This is a genomic window from Serratia quinivorans (assembly GCF_052113645.1).
Classification (GTDB): Bacteria; Pseudomonadota; Gammaproteobacteria; order Enterobacterales; family Enterobacteriaceae; genus Serratia; species Serratia quinivorans_B.
The window spans coordinates 35790-50119 of the sequence record NZ_JBIEIU010000024.1 but is presented as its reverse complement, the minus strand read 5'-3'; the positions used below and the strand labels follow the sequence as shown (position 1 = coordinate 50119).

General features: G+C 45.3%; 16 protein-coding genes. All 16 read left to right on the top strand.

Translation table 11 applies throughout. The annotated features are described in order from the left end of the window. The coding region (locus tag ACGS9J_RS25505) for a GspE/PulE family protein (RefSeq protein ID WP_442233405.1) at nucleotides 1-904 on the top strand (904 nt) is incomplete at its 5' end. A gap of 41 nt (nucleotides 905-945) precedes the next feature. Next, on the top strand, nucleotides 946-2052 hold the full coding sequence (locus ACGS9J_RS25500; RefSeq protein WP_442233404.1) for a type II secretion system F family protein: 1107 nt from the start codon (nucleotides 946-948) through the stop codon (nucleotides 2050-2052). A 1-nt stretch (nucleotide 2053) separates the two neighbouring features. Then, nucleotides 2054-2671, top strand: coding sequence for a type 4 pilus major pilin (locus ACGS9J_RS25495; protein ID WP_442233403.1), 618 nt, complete (start codon nucleotides 2054-2056; stop codon nucleotides 2669-2671). Between the two features lie 118 nt (nucleotides 2672-2789). Further along, nucleotides 2790-3236, top strand: coding sequence for a lytic transglycosylase domain-containing protein (locus ACGS9J_RS25490; protein ID WP_442233408.1), 447 nt, complete (start codon nucleotides 2790-2792; stop codon nucleotides 3234-3236). Next, on the top strand, nucleotides 3233-3898 hold the full coding sequence (locus ACGS9J_RS25485) for a prepilin peptidase (RefSeq protein WP_442233402.1): 666 nt from the start codon (nucleotides 3233-3235) through the stop codon (nucleotides 3896-3898). Before ACGS9J_RS25490 ends, ACGS9J_RS25485 begins: the two co-directional genes overlap by 4 nt. Nucleotides 3899-3911: 13 nt before the next feature. After that, nucleotides 3912-5345, top strand: a complete 1434-nt coding sequence (pilV, locus tag ACGS9J_RS25480; protein ID WP_442233401.1) for a shufflon system plasmid conjugative transfer pilus tip adhesin PilV — start codon at nucleotides 3912-3914, stop codon at nucleotides 5343-5345. Nucleotides 5346-5382: 37 nt separating this feature from the next. After that, a complete protein-coding gene (locus ACGS9J_RS25475; RefSeq protein WP_442233400.1) occupies nucleotides 5383-5850 on the top strand; it encodes a hypothetical protein in 468 nt (155 codons plus the stop codon). Between the two features lie 169 nt (nucleotides 5851-6019). After that, nucleotides 6020-6787: a hypothetical protein gene (locus ACGS9J_RS25470; RefSeq protein WP_442233399.1), complete on the top strand. Its 768-nt coding sequence runs from the start codon at nucleotides 6020-6022 to the stop codon at nucleotides 6785-6787. An 11-nt stretch (nucleotides 6788-6798) separates the two neighbouring features. After that, the gene (locus ACGS9J_RS25465) at nucleotides 6799-7434 is read left to right on the top strand and encodes a hypothetical protein (protein WP_442233398.1); all 636 of its coding nucleotides are present in this window, start codon (nucleotides 6799-6801) and stop codon (nucleotides 7432-7434) included. Nucleotides 7435-7436: 2 nt separating this feature from the next. Beyond that, nucleotides 7437-7661, top strand: a complete 225-nt coding sequence (locus ACGS9J_RS25460; protein WP_442233397.1) for a hypothetical protein — start codon at nucleotides 7437-7439, stop codon at nucleotides 7659-7661. 1 nt (nucleotide 7662) lies between these two features. Then, on the top strand, nucleotides 7663-9927 hold the full coding sequence (locus ACGS9J_RS25455) for a DNA topoisomerase 3 (RefSeq protein ID WP_442233396.1): 2265 nt from the start codon (nucleotides 7663-7665) through the stop codon (nucleotides 9925-9927). 2 nt (nucleotides 9928-9929) lie between these two features. Beyond that, nucleotides 9930-10397: a single-stranded DNA-binding protein gene (locus tag ACGS9J_RS25450; protein ID WP_442233395.1), complete on the top strand. Its 468-nt coding sequence runs from the start codon at nucleotides 9930-9932 to the stop codon at nucleotides 10395-10397. A gap of 723 nt (nucleotides 10398-11120) precedes the next feature. Further along, on the top strand, nucleotides 11121-12197 hold the full coding sequence (locus tag ACGS9J_RS25445) for a DUF3560 domain-containing protein (protein WP_442233394.1): 1077 nt from the start codon (nucleotides 11121-11123) through the stop codon (nucleotides 12195-12197). A 166-nt stretch (nucleotides 12198-12363) separates the two neighbouring features. Then, on the top strand, nucleotides 12364-13149 hold the full coding sequence (locus ACGS9J_RS25440) for an LPD29 domain-containing protein (protein ID WP_442233393.1): 786 nt from the start codon (nucleotides 12364-12366) through the stop codon (nucleotides 13147-13149). Between the two features lie 21 nt (nucleotides 13150-13170). Then, a complete protein-coding gene (locus ACGS9J_RS25435) occupies nucleotides 13171-13584 on the top strand; it encodes a hypothetical protein (RefSeq protein ID WP_442233392.1) in 414 nt (137 codons plus the stop codon). After that, complete coding sequence (locus tag ACGS9J_RS25430) at nucleotides 13574-13954, top strand: hypothetical protein (protein WP_442233391.1); 381 nt, start codon at nucleotides 13574-13576, stop codon at nucleotides 13952-13954. Before ACGS9J_RS25435 ends, ACGS9J_RS25430 begins: the two co-directional genes overlap by 11 nt. Nucleotides 13955-14330: the final 376 nt, after the last annotated feature.

The window sequence follows — 14330 nt, the reverse complement described above, 5'->3', positions numbered from 1 at the left end:
AGAGGGGCTTGGTTTTTTGCCCGAACAGAATGCCACCATCAAACGTATCCTGCGTCGCCCGGAGGGCATTGTTGTACTGTCAGGCCCAACGGGGTCGGGGAAATCCACCACGCTCAGATCGCTATCTTCGTGTTACCTATCGAGGGCGGGGCTGGGTAAAAATGGTTTGCCAAGGAAAAGACTCCTGACGATAGAAGACCCGCCAGAAGGTCGTATACCTGGTGCAGTACAGACACCCATTATCGCGGATAAAAAGGATGCTCGCGCGGTAACGCTTGCCTGGCTTCGGGCTATATCATCGGCTCTCAGGTTAGATCCAGATGCTATTTTGAATGGCGAGATGCGCGATATGGATTCAGCAATGGCCGCGATTAATGCGGCGATGACAGGACACTTGCTGATGACAACACTACACGCCAATGACGCAATCAGTATTATTGAACGTCTGGAAATCATGGGAATAAGTGCACGTTTAATTGCCGATGCGCAACTTATGGTGGGGTTGATAAGTCAGCGCTTGGTGCAACGATTGTGTCCGCATTGCAAAGTCTCCTACAAGGAAGAGGCGGAGCGCATGGATGAAGATGACCGCAAATTGATAGAACATCACTGTCAACCTGAGCATGTGTATCTGCGTAATACGGGAGGGTGTGAGCATTGTTTTAAAGGCGTTATTGGTCGAACAGTTATATCGGAAGTTATTGCACCTGACGCTAAGTTTTTTGAAATATACCTTGCGCGGGGAAAGGCAGCAGCCAAAACCTACTGGAATACAAACCTAAAAGGCATCACGAGAAACGAACACCTGTTGCACTACATCAATGCCGGTGAAGTTGACCCACTTGCAGCGGATGAAATATGCCCAATTGATGAAGATACTTATACGCTAATCAAAGAGCTTTAATTAGCGACAAATTACCATATTATCATAAGGAGTCATTTGACATGATCCACCGGCTGCAATTCTCCTTGCAGTCCGTCAAAGAAAAGGCCACTCATGCAAATCGATGGCTATATCGACATTCATTTTCAGCTAACGACCGCATCGAGTTTTACGAGATGCTGGCGTTTTTATTAGATAATGAAAAACCTTTGCGGCAAGCGTTATCTGACATGCGCGACGTTGCGACGGATTTTGGTCGAAAAAAACATCCTTCTGCGGTGTTATTGACGGACTGCATACACGCCCTGGATGAAGGGGAGTCAATAGAAGTGGCATTGATTGATTGGGTGCCTATTCAGGAAGCAACTTTAATTGGCGCAGGCGTTCTTGAAGGCAATATCGCTGAGTCGTTGCGTCGGGCCAGCCGGATCGTTGCGGGGAAGGGGGAAATGCTGGCCGCTATCAAAGGCGCGGTCATGTACCCCAGCGTGTTAATCATTATCGTGATTGCGATGATGTATATGGTAAACGAAAAATTCATTCCTCAGTTAGAGAAGATGGTGCCGCGTGAAAAATGGGAGGGTGCGATATGGTTGTTGGGGAATCTATCCCAGGGGGTGATAGAAAACGGTTTTTTATTCATTGTTTTTGCAATATTGATTGTTGGGTTGATTTATTGGTCGTTAGAGAACTATACCGGTAAATCAAGGAAGTTCATTGATTCAATCACGCCCTGGTCGTTATATCGTATTTTTCAAGGAGTAACGTTTCTGCTGAATATATCAGCGCTGCTTCGTGTAAATATACAGACATTGAACGCGCTGAATATTATCAACGAGAATGCCAGCCCTTGGTTGCAACAACGGGTTAAGGAAACACAGATATACATCAGGCAGGGGCAACATTTAGGGAAAGCATTAAAAAGTACAGGTTATAACTTCCCGTCAAAGGAATGTGTAAATCAAATGATGTTACTCACAGAAGGAGATGGCGCTGAAAATATTCTTGAAGGATATGCTAATCGCTGGCTTCAACAAGCGATAAAAGATGTAAAGAAAAAAGCACTTCGTTTAACAATACTTTGTTTTGTCTTGGTGTTTTCGTATATGGCGACACTGTTGCTGGCAATATCTCAAATTAATTCACTTGTTGACTCATTAGGAAAATAAAATGACAGTAATTACACGTAATAAAACTAACGCACCAACCACTAACAAAACTGACAGCGTACACCGTGGCTGGTTGGGACTGGAGGCGGGCGGCGTACTGCTGCTGATTATGGTTGGTACAGTATTGGCGTTAATCCTGGTTGCTTCGCTGTTCAGTAAAAATGATACCAGTACGGAGCTTTCTAACGCACAGTTCATCATGAACCAGACGCGGGGCCTTTTGAAATCCAAGGGGAACTATGACTTTAGCAGTTCCACTAAAATGACCGGCACCCTGATCCAGTTCGGCGGCATTCCTTCCGGCATGACCATTAACGGTACTGCGCAATCAGGAACGGCTACGGCGGTTAACGTGTGGGGCGGTGATGTGACAGTTTCGCCTGAGAAAGTGAATGGTTCTACCAATAACAAGGGATTCTCGCTGACCTACAAGAACGTGCCTCAAGAGGCCTGTGTAACGCTGGCAACAAAAATGAGTGAAACCAGCCTGGTGAGTGAGTTGAGCATTACGGGAACCAATAATGTGGGTGGTGTAACCGCAGAAAAAGCCGGTACACAGTGCAAAGCGGATAACGGCTCTGTCGGTACAAACACCTTGATTTTCAAGTCCAATAACTAATGACATTTCCCTATAGGTAATAAAGGGGGCTTATGCCCCCTGTTACTGAATAAACAGGGGGCGGCGAGTGAAATGTAAGCGTAGCTTTTTATCCTTATTATGTTTTTTCTCTATCATCATGCTGTTTTTTTCTTCCGGTGCAAAAGCCTATTGTTTTGAGACCGCCGGGGAAAAATATAAAATTGATCCGCTGTTGCTAAAAGCAATAGCAACACAAGAAAGCGGGCTAAATCCAAAAGCCATTAATCACAATAAAAATAAAGCAGGTAAGATAACCAGTACCGATTACGGCTTGGCACAGATTAACTCAACGCATATCCCGTCGCTCATTCGTATGGGAGTCATTAAATCAAAAGATGATCTGCTCACTAATCCTTGCCTGAATGTACAGATTGGTGCATGGATACTGGCTAAGCACATAAAGCAATGTGGGGTTAACTGGATGTGCCTGGGAACGTATAACGCCGGATTTCGCGAGGATAACGATGAAAAAAGGATGAAATATGCCAGGCGGATTTACGCAATTTACACGTCATTATTAACGGGAAAGAGGACAACATCATGAACTATTGGGACGTGCTGTTGTTTATCATCACCGCTTATGCATTTCAGATTTTGGCCTTGTATTCTGCTGATCGCTTTATTAAAACACATGAACCACGTTATGGTCTGTCCGTTCAGTGGTGCTATGCGATAATTATACCGTGGTTTTCTGTGTTAGCTGTACTATCAATGCAAAACGATACAAAATTCATGAATATATTATTTGTTTCGGCGTTTTATGGTTTTTTGACGCTATTTATCATATTGGACATTGAACGAAATTGGCTACCAAAGTGCTTTACTCTCACCTTTATTGTTGTCGGTGTTATTTATCGCGCTATTGAACCGGAAAGCGAATGGTGGGTAATGATAGCAACATTATGCATCCTATGGCTGGGGTTATTTCTGTTTAGAATCTATATCAACCGGCGAGCAGGAGGGGAAGTGTTTGGTCTGGGTGATGTTTATTTGATAGTGGGTTTGGCTGTATGGTTTTCAGGTTTAACCGCATTAAAATTAATCACCGTTGCAACGTTGTTGGCAATCCTTTTTCTTTTATTCAAAAAGTATCGTTCTCCTTCTCGTTGGCGTCACCATCATGAATATCGAGGTGCGCCATTTGCCCCATTCTTATGCGGGGTGGCGGCTGTGTGGGGTGTGCTGCCCGTCGCAACCTTCTCATAATCAGGATTAGATCATGAAAAACATTTTGCTTTCCCCGAAGATACATCGGGGCTATATGGCGCTTGAAGCGCTGGGCGTTCTGCTGATTATCATGCTGGCTTCTGTGTTCGCTGCTGAAAAGGTTAGCGAATATCTCCAGGAAAAAGAGTGGGGTGTCATGGCGATACATGCCACGACGTTCAACGAAGCAGCCAAAAGCTATATTGCAGATAATACTGACTCACTGTTGGCAACCTCGACGCCTGGCAATCCCACGAAGATCACCCCCTCGCTGCTGACGAGTAAGGGCTATTTGCAAAATGGATTCTCAGCAGAGAACAGCTACGGTCAAACTTACGTAACGGCAGTTGTCAAAAACGACAAACTGAAAGACAAGCTCCAGGCATTGACGTGTACCGTCAGTGGAACGGCGATCCCCTATCGTGGTTTGCGGTCAATTTCAACGCAAATTCAAGGCATGGGCGGCTATGTGAATGAAGATAATGTCGCAACCGGGGCATATGGCGGCTGGACGAGTAATACACGTGATTTTGGGATCACCTGCACGACAGGCCATATTGCTATTGCGCTGTCTTCCGAAGTGCTGGGAACGGCCATGCAGGAGAGTGACCGTCTGTATCGTTATCAGGTCAATGGACGGCCAGATTTGAACAGAATGCATACCAGCATTGATATGGGGGCTAATGACCTCAACAACGCGAACAATATCAACGCTAAATCAGGTAATTATAGTGAAGATGTTAATGGTAAGCGTTTAATTGCTAATGATAGCGTTTGGTCGAACGGATGGATTGGTTCGAACGGAGATATTCGCAGCAATGCCGGTTGGCTGATTACCAAGCATGGCAAAGGCTGGCTCAATGAAGATCACGGTGGCGGGTTCTACATGGATGATAATGACTGGATACGCTCGGTTAATAACAAAGGCATTTATACTGGCGGACAATTGAAAGGGGGGACTGTTCGCGCCGATGGGCGAGCATCCGTTGGGGAGTATTTACAACTGGATGGAACGGCAAATGAAGGTTGGGGATGTAGCCCGAATGGTTTGGTTGGGCGGGCTAATGATGGTGCGCTTTTATTTTGTCAGAATGGAATATGGAAAGGCGCGGGGAAAAGTAACGGTGCCTACCAGCAATTGGGGTATCACGTCGGTAATTTTTCAGGAAGTAATCCGGGAAGTACAACGATGTGGATCACTGCGCTTGGCGGGCAATCCACTAAGAATTGGGGCGTAGATGACGGTTCATGTGAAAATACATACGCACTAGTCGCAAACGTCAATAACTTAAATGTGGCAACAAGTGTAAGTAATAACCCCGGTTGGGCGAAAAGCACAACTATCAATTTCGCTGTGCCTGCGGGTGCCAGTTACAATATTATTTCAAATCCTTTACCTGAACGAGGATGCAGTCCTGGGCAATTTTGGGTTTTAAGCTATCAGTGAAAAAAATATTAACTTATTTTTAAATTAAGGTGCTCATATGAACTTTAAAAAATTGGGGATATTATTGTGTTGGTTGTTAACTATAACCGCTGTACCAAAGATATCAGTGGCAGCTTCACAAGATGAGTGCGCTATTTGGCTCTGTATGCCTGCGGGTTTCCCTGGTAACGAATGTAATGCACCCCATAATGCAATGCTTAAACGGGTTAAAAAAGGAAAGTCACCGTTACCGAGTTTTTCCTCATGCGCTGTTAATAGTAGTAGCACTGGATCAGCGAACACAGGCAAAGGTGCATGGCTCCCCGCACGCAAGGAATGTGTTCGCTGGGCGCACGGCCACGGCGATGAATGGTGTACCAAGTACGAAACCAAACCTGCTGAGTTCAAGAAAAACCAGTTATGCATTATCAACAATGGCAATCATTATCCGCCAGGATGTCGCAGTCAGAACTATATCGACATTTACATTGACGGGAAAAAGGTTGGCGATACGTATTACTGGTGATACATCATATTATCCTTCAAATCCTCAATTACCTGCTAATTCATACTTAATGCCTTTATTCGTGTGAGTGTATTTTAAGCTGACGCGCCGCAAGCGGCTTGTCCAACCCCGCCATTGCCCGAAATAAATTTCGGGCAATGTCACGGTTTACTGTAAAAGGAAATGTGTGATGAATAATACTGATGTAGAACGCTTCAATACGCGAATTTTCGGGCAAGCGCTTGTTAGTGCCGATATCTATATTGACTCTAGTGTAACCGGTAGTGCGGCTGAGGTAGAGGTAATCGTCCCTGATGATGATTATCAAAATGAATTAGATCTGTATGAGCGCCTTTGTAAGTTTGCCGTGCTTCACGGCGCAGATTTGCAAGGACTATTCCAGAATGACAGATATTACTATATATCATGTTTCGTCCGTGATGTTGAAGCATTCAAGACGGAATTTGAAAAAGATGAAATGTTAAAGACTTTATTCAATCATGGTAAGGGTGAAACGATCGAGTTTCTTATTAGCTTCCCAGAAAAGGCTAATTATGATGATAAGGGGCGAGTTAAAAAATCCTTTATTGATATCACACAAAAACATGTCGATACCCTGGATGATAATACGTGGAGTAATTTTGAACATAGAGCATTTTCAGGTAGTACGGTGGGTTTTGGCATCAATCCCCATACAATGGATTGCATTAACTTCGATGATGAGCGTGACAAAATAACAAAACTATCTCGTAAGGATTTCGTAGCGTCCAATCTCACAGATTCTTTTGAAGATGATTTTTATGTTAACCCTTTACTTAACAGGGCGGAGAAGATTGGTGAGATTGACGGTCATTCCGTCTGGTTCAATTCCAGGGGGTTTTATTTTTACTGGAACAAAGAAACCGAATACCTACTTGAAAGCTGGCTGACGTTCCCTGCTTATCCGTATGGCTGGTAAAGGAGTTAATAATGAAAGTGAGTTCAATAAAGACGGTTTATGATTTCATGCGTTATTGCCGGATGCCTCTCTGGTTTCAGCGTTCAATCAGGGATATGAAAGTCGGTGACACTTTCATTCTTGGAAAATACACGCAATCTGTTTCTCACGACAGTGATTCATTTTGTGTACCTCCACGCTATTCAGCCTGTCTGGATGGTAGCGAGGCTTGCTTCGTTGCGGAGGCATGGATAGAAAGAGAACGCGGGGTGTACTCTTTTTACGCTACATGGACATTCCCGACAAAACCAGAACGTGCTCATGTTATGACTTTTGGTGAATTCAGGATAAGCAAAGGAGGAATTATAGAGTTTGACGACAAAGGCCATGCGGTAAGAAGTTTCGCGCTTGTATGTCGTTATCTCGCTCATATGCTCAACTGCATGCCTGATGAAGATAAAAAGGTTTATTTTAAGAATAACAGTTTTCCTTTATTCAATGGCGTATGGCTGGATAGTGATTGTAATGAAAGGAGACAGCGTGCGGTAGAAGTGGATGGGAAAATTAAACGAGTATGGATTAATTACAAAGATTACATGCCAACGCATCAACTTTCCGCAATTGTTGAGGCTGCATTCGCTATGGGCGCACTTCAACTGGAGGATTAAAAATGGAACACGATAAGAAAATAGCACAAGAAACCCTGATAAAGTCGCAAGGACATATTCTGGTTCATGACAATGAAGATACTTTTGCATTAGCAAGGGATGTCAGTGACCAGTTATCAATAATAGTTAACGCCTTTGACAAAGATAAAGCACAAGAAATCATTGTTGCGGCAGCGGGCGAAATACAGTCTTTAGTACAAAAAGATTGTATTGACAGGAGCCATTAATATGAGACTTTTTATTGCAGAAAAACCTAATCTGGCTCAAGTTATCGCTCAAGCTATTGGGAATTATCAATACAAAGAGGGCTATATCGAATGTGGTGATGATGTGGTGTCTTATTGTGTTGGGCATTTGCTTAAAATTGCCCCACCAGAATATTATGATCCAGCGTATAAAGAATGGCGTAAAGAAACGCTGCCAATGAAACTACGCCCTGTAAAGCATATTGTTATCGATAGAACCGCAGACCAGTTTGAGATTTTGGCAAAATTGATCTCTCAAGCAGATGAAATTATTCATGCTGGCGACCCGGACGAGGAAGGGCAGCTTCTTGTAGATGAAGTATTGCAATACTGTTGTAACACCGCACCAGTAAAGCGTTTGCTGATCAACGACCTTAACCCAGAAACAGCACGTAAAGCGCTCAAGAATATGCGGGATAACACGGAGTTTGCCGGTCTTTCTAAGCGTGCGTATGCCCGAAACGTTGCTGATTATCTTTATGGTATCCCCGTTACCCGCGCTTATACGATTGCCGGTAGAGAGAAAGGACATGATGAGGTTATCTCTGTTGGCCGGGTACAAACACCGATCCTGGGGATGATAGTCCGGCGCTACATTGCGAACCAAAGTCATAAAGAGACTTGGTTTTGGAAAGTCCAGGCGCAGATTGCCGGGGTGAGCGCTCAAATATTGGCGCCGTTGGTTATACCGGAAGATGGGCCTGTTGATGATAAAGGTCAGATTAACTTAGAAGCCTATGCACAAACTGTCGCGGAGTCATGCAAAGGGAAGCAAGCGACAGTCACTAAGGCTAATGTGATGGATAAGACCAAAGCGCCGCCCTTGCCCTTTGCCTTGCTGGATCTTCAGGTAAAAATGAACCGACTGTATGATTTTGACGCGGAAAAAACGCTTAAAATTACTCAGGCATTACGTGAGAAGCATAAAGCTATCACGTATAACCGTTCGGATTGTCGATATCTCTCATCAGAACAGTATGATGAAGCTCCGCAGACCCTTAACGCGATTTCTGGCACGTTCTCTGATTTGGCGAAGCATTTTGAGCAAGCGGATAGCACGAGGAAAAGCAAAGCGTTCAATGACAGTAAAATCACAGCTCATACGGCGATCATTCCAACGGCAAAGCAAATTGATGCAAATGCACTAACCGCAGATGAAAGTAAGGTCTATCGGGCTATTGTCGAACAATACCTTGCGCAGTTCCTTGAAGAAAAAGGTTTCAAATCGGCATTGGCAGAGTTTGCTATTGGTGAATATGAGTTCAGAAAAAGGGCCACCCGCAACACCATACCTGGTTGGTCTGCGTTATTGTCTGATAAAGATAACGCTGAGGAGCAAGATAATGGCGGCGATTTTGATGAACTGGCGAAACTCCATGAAGGTGATACCGTCAATTGCCTCGGTGTGGATGTTCAGCGTGAAAAAACTGCACCGCCACCACTCTACACTGTTGCTTCCTTGCTGGAAGATTTAAGGCGCGTAGCTAGATATGTTGAAGATCCGCGAATTAAACAGCTTCTGCTGGACAGAGATGAAGGCAAAGACGATCAGGAACAAGGAGGTATAGGAACTCCGGCAACGCGCGGGACAATCCTTAATCTGCTCCAGGAGCGGGGATTTTTTGTTGTAGATAAGAAAAAAGTGCTACCTACGGCATTAGGCCTCTCTCTCATTCAGGCCCTGCCAGCAATCATGACGACCCCAGATATGACGGCACTCTGGCACGAACAACAGAAAATGATCGAGTCAGGAGAACTGGAAGTAGATAGTTTCCTTGATGAGCTGGAGAAATTTGTTGCGTTCCAGGTTGAAAATGTTGATGTCTCTGGTTTGAAAGTATCTATTCATCCTTGTGAGTGTGGCGGTCGTTATACACGGCGAAAAGGAGAGAAGGGGGCATTTTGGGGATGCAACAATTATCCTACCTGCCGCAATGCGGTTCCTGATCGTAACGGGCAGCCTGATTTTACGGCTCAGAACTTTGATGCGAAGTGTCCCAAATGTGGCTCAAAAATGAAATTAAATTCTAAAGCCTGCAATTGCTCAAATGAAAACTGTAAATTCGTTTTATGGGGTTCGCAATTTAATAAAGCACTTACGATCACACAAATATCAGATCTTTTAAGTAAAGGTAAAACGAGAGAGATAAAAGGATTTAAATCTAAAGCAGGTAAGAAGTTTGACGCTGCATTACAGCTAGAAAAAGATGGTTCAATCACCCCCGTATTTAGTAATAAGAGGAAATAAAAATGGCTTCTCGCGGTGTAAATAAAGTAATTCTTGTGGGTAACTTAGGCGCAGATCCAGAAGTCCGCTATATGCCTAATGGGGGGGCGGTTGCCAATATTACATTGGCAACCTCAGAAACCTGGCGCGATAAGCAAACTGGCGAATCTAAGGAGAAAACAGAATGGCATCGTGTTGTGTTGTTCGGAAAGTTGGCGGAAATTTCCGGGGAATACCTGCACAAAGGCTCTCAGGTCTATATCGAAGGGGCTTTACAGACTCGTAAATGGCAAGATCAGAGCGGCCAGGAACGTTACACCACGGAAGTTGTGGTTAATGTCGGAGGTACAATGCAAATGCTAGGCAGTCGCCAGAGTAACGGTGCAAGTAGCCCTGTTGGTGGGGATACTGGACAGCAGCAGAACCCGGAAGCACCACCCAATAATAACGAATTACCAACAGACTTTGACGACAGCGGCATACCGTTCTGAATGAAATAAAAATGCGCGGTCAAAATTTTCATTTAAGGCCTCGTTATTCGAGGCTTTTTTTTATCCTAAAATTGTACTCAGGGCGTCCCCAGTTGGGGCGCTACGTTGTGCTGCGCATCGAGCCAGCAGGCTGTCTCGCCCCGTTGGGCTGCCATCGCTGACGCAATGATCAAAATATCTGAATATTGATTTTTATCGATGAACAATCACTAACCGACTGAAAGATCTCGGTTCATTAAAGTGCCGGCTGTTGTTACCGCTCAGTGGCCAGCGTCACAGTGGCGGACGGTTGTGCCAAAAAACCTGAATAAAACGCGGCCATTTGATAATTCCCTGCACCCGCCCCGTAACAGCCGCTTTGCGTCTGTACGCGCAGATACAGCGCCCCGCCCCGTAAACGGTGCGGCGTCCCGTTCGCCAGGCTCACGCGCTAACTGCGTCCGTGCCGGAGGGCTTTATTCGCTTTGAGTGGTCTGTAGGTATGTTCTGAGCTTGGCAGGACGGGGGGAGGGTTTGCGCCTGGATTGGTGGGGATTATTCCGGCGATTCTCGATGGTGCTCAAGTTAGGATCGGCGTGGTCGCCTTCCATGCCCTGACGGGCATAAATAAAACAGTATGAGAGTGTGAAATAAACCTTGATATTACATACTATAATATGTAATATATACACATGGAAGCAATACAGCTTCCCAATAAAGGCCATTAGGCCAGGAGCAATAAAAATGACTGTTATCACTCAATCCTCAAATGTTATTACCAACTGGTCAGAACATCCCAATAGCCGCCTTATGACGGATAAAGGGCGGGTTGTTCATCATGTTGAAGGCCGGGAAATTCAGACTGGTGAGGGGCAACTGTACGATGTAAATGAAGACGGAAAACTCTCTGATGATGGCATTGTCTGTCCTGTCATTGGTCGTCTTTCTGTTGAACTGGTTGATGTGACTGAGCAACTGCGCCGCGCTTGGCTGGATGAGCCAAAACGTGCTGCTGACTATGTGAACCCACACGAAGAACGCCAGGAACAGCGGCGGGAACGCTACAGCGAACGTGCAGCCAAAGCTAGGGCTGAGGGTAGCGCTGCACACAAACGAGCTAACGGTATGTTAGGAGTTATTCCGCTAGGTCAGCCGATCCTTATAGGCCATCACAGTGAACGTGGCCACCGTCGAACACTGGAAAAGGCCGATAATCTTTATCGTCACGCTTTCGTTAAGTGTGCGGATAAGGCCAGTCATTATGAAAGCAAGGCTGATGGTGTAGGTCGAGGCGGTGTTTCTAGTGATGATCCAGAAGCGGTACGTAAGCTGCTGGAACAGTTGCAGGAGCGCATTAAGGCACAGGAAATCATGAAAGCCTGTAATAGCGTAATCCGCAAAAACAAGACGGCAGAGAAGCAATTAGCCGCGCTACTCGCGCTGGGGCAAACAGAGGAAAACGCGCACACGCTGTTGAACGGGGATTTTTGCGGTCGCATCGGGTTTGCTTCCTATTCCCTGCAAAACAACAATGCGCAAATTAAGCGCCTCAAAACACGGATTACTGAGCTGCAAGCTGTTCGGGAAGATGTGTTGGAAATTGAGGAAGAGCATGACGGGTTTGTGATGAAGATCGACAATGAAGAAAACCGCATTATGTTTGTTTTTGATGATAAACCTAAAGAAGAGATCCGCTCTGTGTTGAAATCATACGCATTTAAATGGAGTCCTAGCCGTGGGGCATGGGTGCGGAAAATTACAGCAAACGCGTTGGCTGCTGCTGAAAGGGTCAAAGTGGCGCTAGTAAAAGCCGATAAGTAGGAACAAATTGCGGGGGAATACCCCCGCTTTTTTATCTTCTGGCAGAATAAACAAAGTGGGCAAATAATAAAAATACATATTGATATTACATACTATAATATGTATAATTTAACACATGGAAGCAATGTTGTTTCCAAATAAAGGCCATGCGGCCAGGAGATATAAAATGAAAACATTACCATTCGGCCAGTGTATTACATGTTCCGGTTTTGAATACGCAGTTAGCGCTATTACCCTGACAGAGGGTAAAGTGAGTTACACCATCATCGGGATGGATAATCACACCCTCGCTAATATTCTTGAAACCTCCATTTCGGCTTACGGCCAACCATCGAAAATTTTCACACTGGATGAAGTACGCAGCCGCCGCGTTGAGGTTCAGGCTTATATCGACCAGTGCGAAGCTGAACCACAGGCGTATGAAGATGATCGGGGCAGGTCAGCAGATCGGCAAACCCCAGTGTATGCCGATCTGCTGACCGTGGACAATGCCAGCAATACAACCAATATTGCTACAAAAAACATTCGTATCCTTTTGAAGAAAAATTTCAACGGTATAAAGTTTTCCGTGCGTAAACAGGATTATACATGCATCAATGTTTCCTGGACTGATGGCCCGACAAAAGAGGCTGTAGAGGCAGTGATCGGCCAATTTCAAGAAGGCAGTTTTGACGGTATGGTTGACATGTATGAGTACAATACCACCTCATTTAACCGCGTTTACGGCGGTGTAAAATACCTGTTTTGCCAACGTTCCTACAGTGACGAGCTAATCGCGGAAGCAATCGCACAACTGCGTAAAGAGCGGGGGGAAACTGCGGTTCCTTTAGATGTAAGCGTTGAGGATCATCGTAAAGGCAGATTATGGGGAAAGGGGCTGGAATATTTCCACCACGGATTACAATCGGCGGTATACGGGAAGATTTCCGAGCTGGATAAGACCAAAAGTTGAATAATCATGTAAAGCGCCCAATTGGGCGCTTTCTTTTGTTCATCTTTCGTCAGCTCTATCATAGAGCTGTTAGTAGATTTTGCGGCGCGTACAGTTGCTGCGGGTATCGAACCCGCCGCCACTGTTTTCTGTGCCACTATCAACGGAGGCGATGTGGATAAAATTTTTTATGCTAGAGGCAAAGGTAGGGTTTATAAAATGCTCACTGTCTATAGTGATGGGCAACTGTACCGGCTTCACTATTTAATACTTGACCGCACCAACCCAACAAAGTCAGAGCGTGCAGCAGGTGAGAAAGAAAGACGTTTTGAAACATTGAACCAGGAGTTATACGTCAAATGTGGTGATGTGATTGATTCTAATCAGTTCCCCATACCGGAGCTGACGCAACAATTTATTAATTTCTTAAATGAGGCTACCACCCATGAAGATTGAACCTGATTACCGTGGCGATCTCGCCAAGGCCGCACGGGAAAGTCTGGGCTATTCACAAAAAGAGATGGCCGACATGCTGGGTATGACGCTGAACTCATGGCAGAAAAAAGAACAAAACGATACGCGCGTTTCAGTCGCTGAATATCATTATTTAAAATTATTGGTCAATGATCACCCTGAATACATGTTGATACACAGAATACCGGAAGGGAAAACCTTGCAGCAAGAAGCCGCTCAAAACGCCCTTCTACTGGCTCAACGTCTTTCAGAGCCGGTTGTCTTACCGTCAAAGGTGGAAGCGCTCCAGGATACGTTGAACGGGCAAATTGAAAGCATCCGGGAAGAGTGGGAAAAAAGCATCAGTTGGTGATGTTTCTCAGGGCGTCCCCCTTCCGGGGCGCTACGTTGTGCTGCGCATCGAGCCAGTAAACTGTCTCGCCCCTACGGGCAGCCATCGCTAACGCAAAATATCAAATTATCTGAACATCGATTCCTTTCTTCTATTTTTACTAACCTGCTGAAAATAATCAATTACATTAAATGCCGGCGACAGTTGAAACCAGGTGGCCAGCTGATGCCTGGCTATCGACCGCGACAAATAAATTGAACGATAGCTCCTGTTCACAAATTGCTGCTGTGAGATTGCAAATGCCGCCCCGTAACAGCCGCGATGCGTCTGTACGCGCAGTACAGCGCCCTGCCCCGTAAACGGTGCAGCGTTCCGTTCGCTAGGCTCACGCGCTAAC